Raw genomic sequence first — 16483 nt, 5'->3', positions numbered from 1 at the left:
CTTAATATCAGTAGGACAAAACATATATAAGGTGAATATTTATTGTTTTTAATATAATTAAAATCACTTACCCAACTTACAGAGTGACTGCAAGCTGGATAATATATACTTTATTACTCAGCCGCCCACTGCGGATTTTTTGCCACTCTACTGGTAAATCGCCATCGCTAACAGCGAGAAGAAGACAGGACCGCCAATCATCCACAATGTGCTGTCCCAGTCTCCGGCTTCAACCACTGGCTGGATGATGGTGAAAACGTTCGCAAACGTCACCACCAGTACCACCACCACTGTCGCGATCGTTGCCGACATGTGTGTTTTGAAAATCACAAATGGTCTGTCGAGATCCTGACGTGCTTTAAAGAATGGGAAAGCCAGCGCGAGGAACAGATAGGGAAGCGTCATAGAAACGTTCGCCATCAGCGTCAGCTTGTTAAAGAACGCCGATGCGGTACCACCGCCAAACGAAACCAGCAGGATGAAGACAGTAACCAGCCCACACTGCATCCACATGGCGATAGACGGCATGCCCATGGCGTTCAGGCGCGTCATCGGTTCCGGCCATAACGCTTTCGGCGTACCCTGGATGATCGCTTTTAGTGGCGAGTAGCAAAGTGTAAAGAACGCGCCGGTGTAAGCCAGGAACATCGAAAGCCCGGTAATACGCGCAAACCATACGCCCAGCGACAATGACGCTTCAGGTGACAAATGCAGCACGTTACCCAGCGTCATCCCCAGGCTTTTCATCAATACATAGGTGATATTGCCGAGGTTAACGGAACCATTACTTAATACCTGCTGCCAGTTAGTGCTGACGCCCCATAAAAATATCGCCAGTGAATAACCGATTGAAATAACAATAGCGGCAAAAACAATACCTTTGGCAAAGTTCTTTTCTGGGTTTTCTGTTTTATCTACCAGACCACCAACAGCTTCAATTCCGCCGTAAGCGAAAATGGCAAATACCACAAACGATAACATCGCCAGACCGGATTGATATCCTGGATTCGGCGATACCACGAAATTAATATCTTGTGCAAAATGGCCACCATTTAATAACAAAATGGCAATGCTCACTAACAGTAACACTAAATTAAGACACATTACTGCAATACCACCTACTGCAGTAATACGGGCAATTTTATTAATCCCTTTTGAGGCAACCACGGTAACCAGGATCATCCATGCCACCGCCAGCAGCCCCACTACCTGCGTTGGCTCCAGGCCAGCAATGCGCCAGTGCTGGGTCATGTCGGTACCGTAGAGGAACGTAGAAAATGGTACCCAGACTTTAGCTGAAGTACTCACCATCCAGATGATATAAGAGGAAAACCACATAAATGTGCCGATAAAGGCGAAACGTGGTCCGACACTATTATTCATCCAGGAATAAATGCCGCCTTCTTCTTTGCGATAGGCCGCGCCCATTTCTGCCATCATTAAGGCAAATGGTATGAAAAATAATAATGCAGAAAATATATAAAAGGGAATCGCACTATATCCCATTAAATAATAAGCTGCCGGGCTATTGGCAAACCCAAATACTGAAGTAAAGATCATCAATATGAGCCCTATCAGACTCATCTTCTTTATCGTGTGAGGCATGAAATTATCCTTCGTGTTAGCACATGTATAAAACGCGCGCACTGAACTGCACTACCCATCGATTGACGGGCCGCAATAAAAAATCATACAGAATTGATACCTGGATGATAGCAAATATCCAGTCTTAAATTGTGGCCTTTAGCAGAAAAATGAAAACATCCGCTACAGAATGGCGTTACAGCGCCATTCTGTGTGGTTAATTAGATGATTTTTCAGAATTATGCCCGGTCAACGCTAAAGGCAATCACTTCCGCAAGAGTCTCCGCGCCCAGCGCCAACATCACCAGACGATCAACGCCCAGAGCCACACCGGAGCAGTCAGGCATACCGACTTTCAGAGCTTCTATGAGGTTTTGGTCGATAGGATGCTGCGGTAAACCACGCGCCGCACGCTTGCGGTTATCCTGCTCAAAGCGTTGTTGCTGTTCACGGGCATCCGTCAATTCATGGAAACCATTCGCCAGCTCAATACCTTTGTAGTAAACCTCGAAGCGTTCTGCGACCCGATGATCCTCGGTACTAATTTGCGCCAGTGATGCCTGACTGGCAGGGAAATGATAAACAAAGGTCGGTTTTTCTTTACCAATGTTCGGTTCCACACCAAAGGTAAACAGCAACTGTAACAGCGTATCGCGGTCTTCTTCGGTATCTGCAACGTTGCTCAGATCCAGTTTCGCCGCCACTTCCCGCAGCTGCGTTTTATCAGCTGAGAGTGGATCAATGTCCAGATAACGTAAGAAGGCTTGCTGATAAGAAAGGCTTTCTGCTGCCGGGCAATCCAGTACTTGCTGCAGAAGATCGTCAACTTCGTTCATCAACCGGTACATATCATAATGCGGCCGATACCACTCCAGCATCGTGAACTCAGGGTTGTGATAACGCCCCATCTCTTCATTACGGAAGCTGCGACACAGCTGGAATACTGGGCCACAACCGGCAACCAGCAGGCGTTTCATGTGATATTCAGGGCTGGTCATTAACCACAGATTCATCCCCTGAGAGTGTCCGGGGCCAACGAAACGAGTCTCAAACGGGACCAAATGAATATCGGTTACCGTCGCCTGGCTCATACAAGGCGTCTCCACCTCCAGCACTCCACGATCGGCAAAGAAACGACGGATCTCCGCCATAATCGCCGCGCGTTTTAATAAGTTAGGAATGGATGCGCTCGGCTGCCAGGATGCCGTTTCGCTCATAGTGAAATCTCCAGTTTTTAACAAGGGCACGAAGTCTACTCGCAACGCGACGGCGAGACAAATTTTACGCAGGAATCAATCATCGGTGGGCGGTGACTAAAAAAACCGCAATATGATGGTTTAGTAATTAAATTAATCATCTTCAGTGATAATTTAGCCCCCTGGCGCACTAAAAAAATCGATCTCGTCAAATTTCAGACTTATCCATCAGACTATACTGTTGTACCTATAAAGGAGCAGTGGAATAGCGTTCGCAGACCGTAACTTTCAGACACTTCCCCTGAAGTACGGTGCTGCGGGATAAAAACAATCTGGAGGAATGTCGTGCAAACCTTTCAAGCCGATCTTGCCATTGTAGGTGCCGGTGGCGCGGGATTACGTGCTGCAATTGCTGCCGCGCAGGCAAATCCGAATGCAAAAATCGCACTAATCTCAAAAGTATACCCGATGCGCAGCCATACCGTTGCCGCTGAAGGGGGCTCCGCCGCTGTCGCGCAGGATCATGACAGCTTCGATTATCACTTTCACGATACCGTAGCGGGTGGCGACTGGTTATGTGAGCAGGATGTTGTGGATTATTTCGTCCACCACTGCCCAACCGAAATGACCCAACTGGAACTGTGGGGATGCCCCTGGAGTCGTCGTCCGGATGGTAGCGTGAACGTACGTCGCTTCGGCGGCATGAAAATCGAGCGTACCTGGTTCGCCGCCGATAAGACCGGCTTCCATATGCTTCACACTCTGTTCCAGACATCTCTGCAATTCCCGCAGATCCAGCGTTTTGACGAACATTTCGTGCTGGATATTCTGGTTGATGATGGTCATGTTCGCGGCCTGGTAGCCATGAACATGATGGAAGGTACGTTGGTGCAGATCCGCGCTAATGCGGTAGTCATGGCAACCGGCGGTGCTGGCCGTGTTTATCGTTACAACACCAATGGCGGCATCGTAACTGGCGACGGTATGGGTATGGCACTGAGCCACGGTGTTCCGCTGCGTGATATGGAGTTTGTTCAGTATCACCCGACTGGCCTACCGGGTTCCGGTATCCTGATGACCGAAGGTTGCCGTGGTGAAGGCGGTATTCTGGTCAACAAAAATGGCTACCGTTATCTGCAAGATTACGGCATGGGTCCAGAAACTCCGCTGGGCGAGCCGAAAAACAAATACATGGAACTGGGTCCACGCGACAAAGTTTCTCAGGCCTTCTGGCACGAATGGCGTAAAGGCAACACCATCTCCACTCCACGTGGCGATGTGGTGTACCTCGACCTGCGTCACCTGGGCGAGAAAAAACTGCACGAACGTCTGCCGTTCATCTGTGAACTGGCGAAAGCTTACGTTGGCGTCGATCCGGTTAAAGAACCGATCCCGGTACGTCCGACCGCGCACTACACCATGGGCGGTATCGAAACCGATCAGAACTGTGAAACCCGCATTAAGGGTCTGTTCGCCGTGGGCGAATGTTCCTCTGTAGGTCTGCACGGTGCAAACCGTCTGGGCTCTAACTCCCTGGCGGAACTGGTGGTCTTTGGTCGTCTGGCCGGTGAGCAAGCGATGGAGCGCGCATCTACTGCCGGTAATGGCAACGATGCAGCAATCAATGCACAGGCTGCTGGCGTTGAACAGCGTCTGAAAGACCTGGTTAACCAGGACGGCGGCGAAAACTGGGCGAAGATCCGCGACGAAATGGGCCTGGCCATGGAAGAAGGCTGCGGTATCTACCGTACGCCGGAACTGATGCAGAAAACCATCGACAAGCTGGCGGAACTGCAGGAACGCTTCAAGCGCGTGCGTATCACCGATACTTCCAGCGTGTTCAACACCGACCTGCTTTACACTATTGAGCTGGGCCACGGTCTGAACGTTGCCGAATGTATGGCGCACTCCGCAATGGCGCGTAAAGAGTCCCGCGGCGCGCACCAGCGTCTGGACGAAGGTTGCACTGAGCGTGACGACATCAACTTCCTCAAACACACCCTCGCCTTCCGCGATGCTGATGGCACTACCCGCCTGGAGTACAGCGACGTGAAGATTACTAAGCTGCCGCCGGCCAAACGCGTTTACGGTGGCGAAGCGGATGCAGCCGATAAGGCGGAAGCAGCCAATAAGAAGGAGAAGGCGAATGGCTGAGATGAAAAACCTGAAAATTGAGGTGGTGCGTTATAACCCGGAAGTCGATACCGCACCGCATAGCGCATTCTATGAAGTGCCTTATGATGAAACCACCTCATTGCTGGATGCGCTGGGCTATATCAAAGACAACCTTGCGCCGGACCTGAGCTACCGCTGGTCTTGCCGTATGGCGATTTGTGGCTCCTGCGGCATGATGGTTAACAACGTGCCGAAACTGGCATGTAAAACCTTCCTGCGTGACTACACCAACGGCATGAAGGTTGAAGCGTTAGCTAACTTCCCGATCGAACGCGATCTGGTGGTCGATATGACCCACTTCATCGAAAGCCTGGAAGCTATCAAACCGTACATCATCGGCAACTCCCGCACTGCGGACCAGGGGACTAACATCCAGACCCCGGCGCAGATGGCTAAGTATCACCAGTTCTCCGGTTGCATCAACTGTGGTCTGTGCTATGCCGCATGCCCGCAGTTCGGCCTGAACCCAGAGTTCATCGGTCCGGCTGCCATTACGCTGGCACACCGTTATAACGAAGATAGCCGCGACCACGGTAAGAAGGAGCGTATGGCGCAGTTGAACAGCCAGAACGGCGTATGGAGCTGTACTTTCGTGGGCTACTGCTCCGAAGTCTGCCCGAAACATGTCGATCCGGCTGCGGCCATTCAGCAGGGCAAAGTAGAAAGTTCGAAAGACTTTCTTATCGCTACCCTGAAACCACGCTAAGGAGTGCAACATGACGACTAAACGTAAACCGTATGTACGGCCAATGACGTCCACCTGGTGGAAAAAATTGCCGTTTTATCGCTTTTACATGCTGCGCGAAGGCACGGCGGTTCCGGCTGTGTGGTTCAGCATTGAACTGATTTTCGGGCTGTTTGCCCTGAAAAACGGCCCGGAAGCCTGGGCGGGATTCGTCGACTTTTTACAAAACCCGGTTATCGTGATCATTAACCTGATCACTCTGGCGGCAGCTCTGCTGCACACCAAAACCTGGTTTGAACTGGCGCCGAAAGCTGCCAATATCATTGTAAAAGACGAAAAAATGGGACCAGAGCCAATTATCAAAAGTCTCTGGGCGGTAACCGTGGTTGCCACCATCGTAATCCTGTTTGTTGCCCTGTACTAGTAAGGAGCCTGAGATGATTAATCCAAATCCAAAGCGTTCTGACGAACCGGTATTCTGGGGCCTCTTCGGGGCCGGTGGTATGTGGAGTGCGATCATTGCACCGGTAATGATCCTGCTGGTTGGCATTCTGCTGCCGCTGGGTCTGTTCCCGGGTGATGCACTGAGCTACGAACGCGTTCTGGCGTTCGCGCAAAGCTTCATTGGTCGCGTATTCCTGTTCCTGATGATCGTCCTGCCGCTGTGGTGTGGTTTACACCGTATGCACCACGCGATGCACGATCTGAAAATCCACGTGCCTGCGGGCAAATGGGTTTTCTACGGTCTGGCTGCTATCCTGACAGTTGTCACGCTGATTGGTATCGTTACAATCTAACGTATCGCCAATGTAAATCCGGCCCGCCTATGGCGGGCCGTTTTGTATGGAAACCAGACTTTATGCTCAAAACAACGCTTTGCGCCTTACTGATTACCGTCTCTTGCTCCACACTTGCCGCCCCCCACAGTGAACAACAAATCAACGATATTGTGCATCGCACGATTACCCCACTTGTTGAGCAACAAAAAATCCCCGGCATGGCCGTTGCAGTGATTTATCAGGGCAAGCCTTATTACTTTACCTGGGGCTACGCTGACGTGGCAAAAAAGCGACCCGTCACACAGCAAACATTGTTTGAGTTAGGCTCGGTCAGCAAAACATTTACGGGCGTGCTTGGTGGCGACGCTATTGCACGAGGGGAAATCAACCTGAGCGATCCCGTCACAAAATACTGGCCTGAACTTACCGCTAATCAGTGGAACGGGATCACACTATTACATCTCGCTACCTACACCGCTGGCGGCCTGCCATTGCAGGTGCCGGATGACGTTAAATCCGCAACTGACCTGCTACGTTTCTATCAAAACTGGCAGCCTGCATGGGCGCCAGGAACACAACGTTTATATGCGAATTCCAGTATTGGTTTGTTCGGCGCATTGGCTGTGAAGCCATCTGGTTTGGGTTTTGAGCAGGCGATGCAAACTCGTGTCTTCCAGCCACTCAAACTCAACCATACGTGGATTAATGTACCGCCTGAAGAAGAAAAGAATTACGCCTGGGGGTATCGCGAAGGTAAGCCGGTGCATGTTTCACCGGGGGCGCTGGATGCTGAAGCTTACGGTGTGAAATCAACGATTGAAGATATGGCACGCTGGGTACGAAGCAATATGAATCCCCGTGATATCAACGAAAAAACACTTCAGCAAGGTATCCAACTAGCGCAATCTCGCTACTGGCAAACCGGCGATATGTATCAGGGCCTGGGCTGGGAAATGCTGGACTGGCCGGTAAATCCTGACAGCATCATTAATGGTAGCGACAGTAAAATTGCGCTGGCGGCACGACCAGTAAAAGCGATGACGCCCCCAACTCCTGCTGTACGTGCATCATGGGTACATAAAACAGGCGCGACTGGTGGTTTTGGCAGCTACGTCGCGTTTATCCCAGAAAAAGAGCTGGGTATTGTGATGCTGGCTAACAAAAACTATCCCAATCCAGCGAGAGTCGACGCCGCCTGGCAGATCCTCAACGCCCTGCAGTAAAATTTCACCGGGTCCGAATTTTCGGACCTTTTCTTCGCATTTTCTTGCTGTCATCTACACTTAGAAAAAACCAGTAAGGAAACATCTATGCGCCTGCTCCCCCTCGTTGCCGCAGCGACGGCTGCATTTCTGGTCGTTGCCTGTAGTTCTCCTACGCCACCGCGTGGCGTGACCGTAGTGAATAATTTCGACGCTAAACGCTATCTTGGCACCTGGTATGAGATTGCTCGTTTTGATCACCGATTTGAGCGCGGGCTGGAGAAAGTCACCGCAACATACAGCCTGCGGGATGATGGCGGCCTGAACGTCATCAATAAAGGCTATAACCAGGACCGGGAGATGTGGCAGCAAAGTGAAGGGAAAGCATACTTTACCGGCGCGCCTGACCGCGCGGCGCTAAAAGTGTCGTTCTTTGGCCCTTTCTATGGCGGCTATAACGTGATTGCGCTCGATCGGGAGTACCGCCACGCGCTGGTTTGCGGACCGGACCGCGACTACCTGTGGATACTCTCCCGCACGCCAACCATTTCTGACGAAGTTAAACATGAGATGCTGGCAGTCGCGACCCGGGAAGGGTTTGATGTCAGTAAGTTTATTTGGGTACAGCAGCCCGGTAGTTAGTGAGTGCTAAGTTTCAGACCAATAATACCCAGTACGATTAACGCCAGACTCGCCAGGCGCATCGGGTTAGCGGACTCGCCGAGCAGCACAATGCCGGTGATGGCCGCGCCGACTGCGCCAATCCCCGTCCAGACCGCATAAGCCGTCCCTACAGGCAATGACTTCATCGCCCAGGCGAGCAGCGCCATACTGACAATCATCGCCATCACGGTAATAACACTTGGCGTCAAACGGCTAAAACCGTGGGTATATTTCAGGCCAACGGCCCATACTACTTCGAGCAGACCAGCAATAATTAATATTATCCAGGACATATCAGGCTCCGGAGAATTGGGGCCGTCCCCGGTGGAAAGAAGCGTTTGCAGGTCGTCCTGCAAAGCTGATGGTTGAACGGGTATTTTGCCTGGTGGCAGGGGAATTTCAACTATTACCTTAGTGACTATCGCAGAAAAAAACAAACGGCACGACACAGCTGTCGCACCGTTACACATTGTTGACAAAATGCGCGTTGTTTATGCCGGATGCGGCGTAAACGCCTTATCCGGCCTGCAAAATCGTGCAAGTTCAATACATTGCATGGGAAATGTAGGCCTGATAAGCGAAGCGCATCAGGCAGTTTTGCGTTTACCATAAGTCTCAAACGGCACGACAACTCTGCCGTACCGTTATTGCTTATTGCTGTGCCTTCGTCGCTGCGCCAGAAATCGCATTACCGCCGTCGGAAATATCTTCACCAACGCCACGCGTGGTGTTGCAGGCAGTTAATACAGTTGAAAGCACCAGAACAGAAAAGATCGCTGCAATTGTCTTCTTCACCATAACGTCTTCCTTTTAGGTAATGTTATTTGTGTTTGCCTATAGCAAATTAATAATAGACAACACCACCGAAAATGACGGAAATCTGATGATTTTTATGAAGAGAAGAAAAATTAGCTGGCAGCGCGGGAGATGGAATTACCGAGATGTTTAATGTCTTCACCAAAACCGCGAGCGGTGTTACAGCCCGTGAGCAGCGCACTGGCAAGCAAAACAAGAAGGATAAGGCGTTTCATCATCTCTGACCTGAGAAAGTGATGGTGCAGCCAACAGGCCGCACCACAACCGCATTACTTCACGCGAGATACGTATTCACCAGAGCGGGTATCCACTTTGATGACTTCGCCGATCTGTACGAACAGCGGAACTTTAACCACAGCGCCAGTAGACAGGGTAGCTGGTTTGCCGCCAGTACCTGCAGTATCACCTTTCAGACCTGGATCGGTATCAACGATTTCCAGTTCAACGAAGTTCGGCGGAGTTACGGAGATTGGCTGGCCGTTCCACAGAGTTACGATGCACTCAGCCTGATCCAGCAGCCATTTAGCGTTGTCGCCAATTGCTTTCGCATCAGCAGACAGTTGCTCGAAGGTTTCGTTGTTCATGAAGTGCCAGAACTCACCGTCGTTGTACAGGTAAGTCAGGTTCATATCGACAACATCAGCGCCTTCAGCGGAATCGGTAGATTTGAAGGTTTTTTCTACGCGAGTACCAGTCAGCAGACGACGCAGTTTAACGCGAGCGAATGCCTGACCTTTACCCGGTTTCACGAATTCACTCGCTTCAACCGCGTAAGGTTCGCCATCTAACATGATTTTAAGACCAGCACGAAAATCGTTGCTATAGTACGTTGCCATAAGGCCCTCTGAAATTTGTTAATTGGTAGCTAAGCCACAAAATGGCACATATTGTAACCCTAAATACCCCATCCAGAGAAGATTGGTTAACGCAACTTGCCGATGTTGTGACCGATCCTGATGAACTTCTGCGTCTTTTGAATATAGACGCGGACGAAAAACTGTTGGCCGGACGCAGTGCTAAAAAGCTGTTTGCCCTGCGAGTGCCCCGCTCATTTATCGATCACATGGAGAAAGGCAATCTGGACGATCCACTTTTGCGTCAGGTACTTACCTCGCAAGATGAGTTTGTCGTCGCGCCCGGATTCTCCACCGACCCATTGGAAGAACAGCACAGCGTAGTGCCTGGTTTGTTGCATAAATACCACAACCGGGCGCTATTGCTGGTCAAAGGCGGCTGCGCGGTAAATTGCCGCTATTGCTTCCGCCGCCACTTCCCGTATGCCGAAAATCAGGGCAATAAACGTAACTGGCAGACGGCACTGGAGTATGTTGCTGCGCATCCTGAACTGGACGAGATTATTTTCTCCGGCGGCGATCCGCTGATGGCGAAAGATCACGAACTGGACTGGTTGTTAACGCAACTGGAAGCCATCCCACATATCAAACGTCTGCGTATTCACAGCCGTCTGCCGATTGTGATTCCCGCTCGTATTACAGAGGCGTTGGTTGAACGCTTTGCCCGTTCTACGCTGCAAATCTTGCTGGTGAATCACATCAACCATGCCAATGAGGTGGATGAAACATTCCGTCAGGCGATGGCTAAATTACGCCGTGTCGGCGTCACCCTGCTTAACCAAAGCGTTCTGTTACGTGGCGTGAACAATAACGCGCAAACGCTGGCAAATCTGAGTAATGCACTGTTTGACGCCGGTGTGATGCCCTATTACCTGCATGTGCTCGATAAAGTGCAGGGCGCGGCGCATTTTATGGTGAGTGATGACGAAGCGCGGCAGATTATGCGTGAGCTTCTGACGTTAGTATCGGGATATCTGGTGCCCAAACTGGCACGCGAGATTGGTGGCGAACCCAGCAAAACACCGCTGGATCTCCAGCTACGCCAGCAGTAACTGATTAAACATAGAAGTTAGATGTAAACATTGCCTGATGCGCTTCGCTTATCAGGCCTACATCGGGCATTGTAATTGATTGAATTTTCTATGAGCTGTAGGCCGGATAAGGCGTTTACGCCGCATCCGGCCAGAGCAACGAACACGAGTACAGCGATCTGTCATTAAACAGGGAAGTTTAATCTTTACCCGTTGCATTAGCCTTAAATATTCATTTGATGTATTTTTTATCACTTACATAATTAACATCAATAATTATCCATTCTTTTCTGTTTATCTAGAGTGCCCCCCCTAATTTGTGTTATTTTAACAGCTATTACTATGAAGCTCATTTATCTAGCTTATAAATTAAATTTAATTATTTTTTTGAGAAATGGTTAGGGAGAACCTACATGGCCATAAGCATCAAGGGTGTTAATACTGGTGTTATTCGCAAGAGTAATAATTTCATTGCGCTGGCGCTGAAAATAAAAGAGCCTCGCAATAAAGAATCGTTGTTTTTCATGTCTGTGATGGAAATGCGCGACCTACTGATTGCACTGGAAAGTCGTCTACATCAAAAGCATAAACTGGATGCTGATGCACGCCTTCAGTACGAGCAGGCTCGCGATAAAGTCATTAAAAAAATGGCAGAAAATATCCCAGAAATCCAGGTTGATGAGCTGAAGAATGCCGATATTAATCGCCGAGTTAACACGCTGGAACTTGCAGATAACCAAGGTGAAAATCTCACATTCACATTAACTCTGCATGATGGCAGCAAAAGTGAATTAATCGTCAATGAGTTGCAGATTGAAATGTTGGCGCGGGCAATCATTCATGCAATTAATAATGCAGAAATGCGTGAACTGGCATTGCGTATTACATCTCTGTTAGATTTCCTGCCGTTATATGACGTCGACTGCCAGGAGAATGGTAATCTGGAATATGACACCTATTCACAACCAGCATGGAAACATAATCTGTTTAACCATTATCTGGCGGTACTTTATCGCTTTAAAGATGAAAGTGGCAAAGAGCAATTTAGCGGCGCAGTAGTAAAAACGCGTGAAGCAACACCGGGTAAAGAAGTGGAGGCTATCACTCGCCGGATGCTTGATTTCAGCCCTCGACTGAAAAAGCTCGCTGGAGTGCCATGTCAGGTCTACGTTCGTACCGTGGCAGCAAATAACGCCCAACCACTAACCCAGGATCAATGCTTACGCGCGCTGCATCACCTACGCGTCCAGTCCATCAGCAAAACTGCACCACAGGCGAAATAATCTCATCTGTTTTACTACAAGGCTGGAATCATCCAGCCTCGGATTGCTGATAACGTGATCGTTTCTCTTGCTGGATGCGGCGTAAACGCCTTATCTGGCCTACAAATTCTCGAACATTCCATCAATTACAATGCACGATGTATGCCTGATAAGCGAAGCGCATCAGGTAATTACACGTTTGCTATCCAGCCTCTGAATCACATCAGTTCGGGCACTTGTAGACCTGGCCGATAATCTGGCTATCAGTCGGGACAAAGCTGGACAACATTCCCTGCGACGGGCTGCTGATACCATAAATCACGTTACCGCCCATTGCTGCCGCCTGGTTGCGCAGATCGTTTGCCGCTCCGCGCATAGAACCGCCTTCTTCACCGTGTTGTCCGGAAAGCCAGTTACTTTGCTTACCTGTAGCTGTACCAATCAGCTGGCACTCTGCACCTGGTTGCTCGTCCACGATGCGAACGCTCTGTCCGGCAGCGCTCAATTCGTTGCTGGAGCTACAACCCGCCATCAGTAGCGCGGCACCGACAATCCCTGCTAAGTATTTTACGTGCATGTTATTCCCCATAATCAATGAGCTGGACGCAACTCGCGTCGTCCGTGTCTGAATCTTATACTAGAAAGATGACCAAAAGAAAAACCCCCAGACATTTCTGCCCGGGGGTTTCTTTATTTCTGCGAGGTGCAGGGCAATTACATCATGCCGCCCATGCCACCCATGCCGCCCATACCGCCAGCAGCGCCTAAGTCAGCTGCATCGTTTTTCGGCAGGTCGGTAACCATGCACTCAGTGGTGATCATCAGGCCAGCCACAGAAGCTGCGTACTGCAGAGCAGAACGAGTTACTTTGGTTGGATCCAGGATACCCATGTCGATCATGTTGCCATATTCTTCGGTTGCAGCGTTGTAGCCGTAGTTGCCGTCGCCAGCTTTAACAGTGTTCGCAACAACAGACGGTTCTTCACCGCAGTTCAGCACGATCTGACGCAGCGGAGCTTCCATTGCACGCAGTGCAACTTTGATACCCACGTTCTGCTCTTCGTTCTGACCACGCAGGTCAGCCAGTTTAGACGCTACGCGGATCAGCGCAACACCACCACCAGCAACCACGCCTTCTTCTACCGCAGCACGGGTCGCGTGCAGGGCGTCTTCAACGCGTGCTTTTTTCTCTTTCATTTCAACTTCGGTAGCAGCACCAACTTTGATAACTGCAACGCCGCCAGCCAGTTTCGCTACGCGCTCCTGCAGTTTTTCACGGTCGTAGTCAGAAGTTGCTTCTTCAATCTGCTGACGGATCTGAGCAACACGGCCCTGGATTGCAGCTTCTTCACCCACGCCATCGATGATGGTGGTGGTGTCTTTGTTGATTACAACACGTTTAGCCTGACCCAGGTCTTCCAGGGTTGCTTTTTCCAGCTCCATACCGATCTCTTCAGAGATTACAGTACCGCCGGTCAGGGTTGCGATATCCTGCAGCATAGCTTTACGACGATCGCCGAAGCCCGGAGCTTTAACCGCAGCGACTTTCACGATGCCACGCATGGTGTTAACAACCAGAGTTGCCAGCGCTTCGCCTTCAACATCTTCAGCGATGATCAGCAGCGGTTTGCCTGCTTTTGCAACAGCTTCCAGAACTGGCAGCATTTCGCGGATGTTGGAGATTTTCTTGTCAGCCAGCAGGATGAACGGGCTTTCCAGTTCTACTGCGCCAGTTTCCGGCTTGTTGATGAAGTAAGGAGACAGGTAACCACGGTCGAACTGCATACCTTCAACCACGTCCAGTTCGTCCTGCAGACCAGTACCGTCTTCAACGGTGATAACGCCTTCTTTACCGACTTTGTCCATCGCTTCAGCGATCAGTTTACCTACGGTTTCGTCGGAGTTAGCGGAGATAGTACCAACCTGAGCAATCGCTTTAGAGTCAGAGCACGGTACGGACAGCGCTTTCAGTTCTTCAACTGCAGCGGTTACAGCTTTGTCGATACCACGTTTCAGGTCCATCGGGTTCATGCCCGCAGCAACAGCTTTCAGACCTTCAGTGATGATAGCCTGAGCCAGTACGGTTGCGGTGGTGGTACCGTCGCCTGCAGTGTCGTTCGCTTTAGAGGCAACTTCTTTCACCATCTGCGCGCCCATGTTTTCGAACTTGTCTTCCAGTTCGATTTCACGAGCAACGGAAACACCATCTTTGGTGATGGTCGGTGCACCGAAAGATTTATCCAGAACTACGTTACGGCCTTTCGGACCGAGGGTAACTTTCACTGCATCTGCCAGTACGTTTACGCCGCGCAGCATTTTCACACGAGCGTCGTTACCGAATTTTACGTCTTTAGCTGCCATTATCTTTATTCCTTAAATTCGTATGTTCAGTGTCGTGCGCGGATTACGCTTCAACAATTGCCAGAATGTCGCTTTCGGACATGATCAACACTTCTTCATTGTCGATCTTCTCAGACTTCACACCGTAGCCATCATTGAAAATTACGATGTCGCCAACTTTCACGTCCAGCGGCTTCACTTCGCCATTTTCAAGGATACGGCCATTGCCAACAGCCAGCACTTCGCCACGGGTAGATTTAGCCGCTGCAGAGCCGGTCAGAACGATGCCGCCAGCAGATTTAGTTTCAACTTCTTTACGCTTGACGATCACGCGATCATGCAATGGACGAATATTCATTGATAACTCTCCTTTGAGAAAGTCCGTATCTGTTATGGGTGACGCCGGACCTTACGTGGTTTCCCGGCTGGTGACCAGTGAAATGGGGATGGGCATCTCCCCCTTCAAGGGGGCAAATGAAAAAAAATTCTGATCAGTACAAAATCGGGTAAAAATCCTGATTCACATCACATTTCATCGCAATTTCTCCATCGCCGCCATACGCGAATCCGATTGTGCTACCATCAAAATCCTGCGCAGTTGCCCAAAATTTGGGCACAATTGGACATTAACCCATGAGTGGACTCAAACAAGAACTGGGACTGGCCCAGGGGATCGGCCTGTTATCAACCTCATTATTAGGCACAGGCGTATTTGCCGTTCCCGCATTAGCTGCCCTGTTAGCGGGCAATACCAGTCTGTGGGCCTGGCCCGTTTTGATTATCTTAGTGTTCCCGATTGCAATCGTCTTTGCGCTGCTGGGACGCCACTATCCCAGCGCGGGCGGCGTCGCGTACTTTGTTGGCATGGCATTCGGCTCGCGGCTTGAGAGGGTCACTGGCTGGCTTTTTTTATCGGTCATTCCCGTTGGCTTGCCCGCTGCGCTACAAATTGCCGCTGGCTTTGGCCAGGCAATGTTTGGCTGGCATAGCTGGCAACTGTTATTGGCGGAACTCGGTACGCTGGCGCTGGTGTGGTACATCGGTACTCGCGGTGCCAGTTCCAGTGCTAATCTACAAACGATCATTGCCGGGCTTATCGTTGCGCTGGTTGTCGCTCTCTGGTGGGCGGGCGATATCAAACCTACAAATATCCCCTTCCCTGCGCCTGGTAATATCGAACTTACCGGGTTATTTGCTGCATTATCGGTGATGTTCTGGTGCTTTGTCGGTCTGGAGGCATTTGCCCATCTCGCCTCGGAGTTTAAAAATCCGGAGCGTGATTTTCCGCGCGCTCTGATGATTGGTCTGCTGCTGGCAGGACTAGTCTATTGGGGCTGTACGGTGGTGGTATTACACTTCGACGCCTACGGTGAAAAAATGGCGGCGGCAGCATCGCTTCCAAAAATTGTGGTGCAGCTATTTGGTGTAGGAGCGTTGTGGATTGCCTGTGTGATTGGTTATCTGGCCTGCTTTGCCAGCCTCAACATTTATATACAGAGTTTCGCCCGCCTGGTCTGGTCGCAAGCACAACATAATCCTGACCACTACCTGGCACGCCTCTCTTCTCGCCATATCCCGACTAATGCCCTTAATGCCGTGCTCGGCTGTTGCGTGGTGAGCACGTTGGTGATCCATATGTTAGGGATCAATCTGGACGCACTCATCATCTATGCCAACGGCATCTTTATTATGATCTATCTGCTGTGCATGCTGGCAGGCTGTAAATTATTGCAAGGACGTTATCGGCTACTGGCGGTAATTGGCGGGCTGTTATGCGTTCTGTTACTGGCGATGGTCGGCTGGAAAAGTTTATATGCACTGATCATGCTGGCAGGGTTATGGCTGTTTCTGCCAAAACGAAAAACGCCGGAAAATGGCATAACCACATAATCCGGC

At 50.4% G+C, this 16483-nt stretch carries 17 protein-coding genes and 1 pseudogene; 9 read left to right on the top strand and 9 right to left on the bottom strand.

The genetic code is table 11. The annotated features are described in order from the left end of the window. Nucleotides 1–113: 113 nt before the first annotated feature. A pseudogene (yjeM, locus tag A9180_RS02065) lies at nucleotides 114–1605 on the bottom strand (glutamate/gamma-aminobutyrate family transporter YjeM). Nucleotides 1606–1823: 218 nt separating this feature from the next. After that, the gene (epmA, locus tag A9180_RS02060; protein WP_064525770.1) at nucleotides 1824–2801 is read right to left on the bottom strand and encodes an elongation factor P--(R)-beta-lysine ligase; all 978 of its coding nucleotides are present in this window, start codon (nucleotides 2799–2801) and stop codon (nucleotides 1824–1826) included. Between the two features lie 324 nt (nucleotides 2802–3125). On the opposite strand from epmA, the gene frdA reads away from it, so the two are divergent. The 6 genes from frdA (at nucleotide 3126) to blc (ending at nucleotide 8263) form a co-directional block, all read left to right on the top strand. After that, nucleotides 3126–4934 (top strand): fumarate reductase (quinol) flavoprotein subunit, encoded by a 1809-nt coding sequence (gene frdA / locus A9180_RS02055; protein WP_064525768.1) that lies wholly within the window; start codon nucleotides 3126–3128, stop codon nucleotides 4932–4934. Next, nucleotides 4927–5661 (top strand): fumarate reductase iron-sulfur protein, encoded by a 735-nt coding sequence (gene frdB / locus A9180_RS02050; RefSeq protein WP_064525766.1) that lies wholly within the window; start codon nucleotides 4927–4929, stop codon nucleotides 5659–5661. Before frdA ends, frdB begins: the two co-directional genes overlap by 8 nt. A 10-nt stretch (nucleotides 5662–5671) precedes the next feature. Then, the gene (gene frdC, locus A9180_RS02045) at nucleotides 5672–6064 is read left to right on the top strand and encodes a fumarate reductase subunit FrdC (RefSeq protein ID WP_064525764.1); all 393 of its coding nucleotides are present in this window, start codon (nucleotides 5672–5674) and stop codon (nucleotides 6062–6064) included. Between the two features lie 13 nt (nucleotides 6065–6077). Then, nucleotides 6078–6437 carry a fumarate reductase subunit FrdD gene (gene frdD, locus A9180_RS02040; protein ID WP_001299198.1) on the top strand — a complete coding sequence of 120 codons (360 nt, stop codon included), beginning with the start codon at nucleotides 6078–6080 and terminating at the stop codon, nucleotides 6435–6437. Between the two features lie 62 nt (nucleotides 6438–6499). Further along, entirely contained in the window at nucleotides 6500–7642 is a 1143-nt protein-coding gene (locus tag A9180_RS02035; RefSeq protein ID WP_064525879.1) for a BlaEC family class C beta-lactamase, read from the top strand. An 87-nt stretch (nucleotides 7643–7729) separates the two neighbouring features. Then, entirely contained in the window at nucleotides 7730–8263 is a 534-nt protein-coding gene (blc, locus tag A9180_RS02030) for a lipocalin Blc (protein WP_064525762.1), read from the top strand. On the opposite strand, the gene sugE is transcribed toward blc, so the two are convergent. From sugE to efp, 4 genes are all read right to left on the bottom strand, one after another. Continuing rightward, entirely contained in the window at nucleotides 8260–8577 is a 318-nt protein-coding gene (gene sugE / locus A9180_RS02025) for a quaternary ammonium compound efflux SMR transporter SugE (RefSeq protein WP_064525760.1), read from the bottom strand. The two genes, blc and sugE, sit on opposite strands and share 4 nt — an antisense overlap. Before the next feature lie 358 nt (nucleotides 8578–8935). Continuing rightward, a complete protein-coding gene (gene ecnB, locus A9180_RS02020; RefSeq protein WP_000239596.1) occupies nucleotides 8936–9082 on the bottom strand; it encodes a lipoprotein toxin entericidin B in 147 nt (48 codons plus the stop codon). 110 nt (nucleotides 9083–9192) lie between these two features. Then, complete coding sequence (gene ecnA / locus A9180_RS02015) at nucleotides 9193–9318, bottom strand: lipoprotein antitoxin entericidin A (RefSeq protein ID WP_064525758.1); 126 nt, start codon at nucleotides 9316–9318, stop codon at nucleotides 9193–9195. Nucleotides 9319–9369: 51 nt separating this feature from the next. Continuing rightward, complete coding sequence (efp, locus tag A9180_RS02010) at nucleotides 9370–9936, bottom strand: elongation factor P (protein ID WP_000257278.1); 567 nt, start codon at nucleotides 9934–9936, stop codon at nucleotides 9370–9372. 41 nt (nucleotides 9937–9977) lie between these two features. On the opposite strand from efp, the gene epmB reads away from it, so the two are divergent. Together epmB and A9180_RS02000 are read left to right on the top strand one after the other, a co-directional pair. Next, nucleotides 9978–11006 carry an EF-P beta-lysylation protein EpmB gene (epmB, locus tag A9180_RS02005; RefSeq protein ID WP_064525757.1) on the top strand — a complete coding sequence of 343 codons (1029 nt, stop codon included), beginning with the start codon at nucleotides 9978–9980 and terminating at the stop codon, nucleotides 11004–11006. Nucleotides 11007–11398: 392 nt separating this feature from the next. Next, nucleotides 11399–12268 (top strand): YjeJ family protein, encoded by an 870-nt coding sequence (locus A9180_RS02000; protein WP_064525755.1) that lies wholly within the window; start codon nucleotides 11399–11401, stop codon nucleotides 12266–12268. A 202-nt stretch (nucleotides 12269–12470) separates the two neighbouring features. Here A9180_RS02000 and A9180_RS01995 read toward each other — a convergent pair whose 3' ends face one another. From A9180_RS01995 to A9180_RS01985, 3 genes are all read right to left on the bottom strand, one after another. Further along, on the bottom strand, nucleotides 12471–12824 hold the full coding sequence (locus A9180_RS01995) for a DUF4156 domain-containing protein (RefSeq protein ID WP_000558209.1): 354 nt from the start codon (nucleotides 12822–12824) through the stop codon (nucleotides 12471–12473). A gap of 137 nt (nucleotides 12825–12961) precedes the next feature. Beyond that, a complete protein-coding gene (groL, locus tag A9180_RS01990; RefSeq protein ID WP_000729132.1) occupies nucleotides 12962–14608 on the bottom strand; it encodes a chaperonin GroEL in 1647 nt (548 codons plus the stop codon). A gap of 43 nt (nucleotides 14609–14651) precedes the next feature. Further along, complete coding sequence (locus A9180_RS01985; RefSeq protein WP_001026276.1) at nucleotides 14652–14945, bottom strand: co-chaperone GroES; 294 nt, start codon at nucleotides 14943–14945, stop codon at nucleotides 14652–14654. A gap of 275 nt (nucleotides 14946–15220) precedes the next feature. Here A9180_RS01985 and yjeH point away from each other — a divergent pair, with 275 nt between their 5' ends. Then, entirely contained in the window at nucleotides 15221–16477 is a 1257-nt protein-coding gene (yjeH, locus tag A9180_RS01980) for an L-methionine/branched-chain amino acid transporter (RefSeq protein WP_064525753.1), read from the top strand. Nucleotides 16478–16483: the final 6 nt, after the last annotated feature.

The sequence above is a fragment of the Escherichia sp. B1147 genome, from assembly GCF_001660175.1.
Taxonomy (GTDB): Bacteria; Pseudomonadota; Gammaproteobacteria; order Enterobacterales; family Enterobacteriaceae; genus Escherichia; species Escherichia whittamii.
Note: the sequence above shows the minus strand (reverse complement) of the source record. Positions and strands in the feature narration are given on the sequence as shown.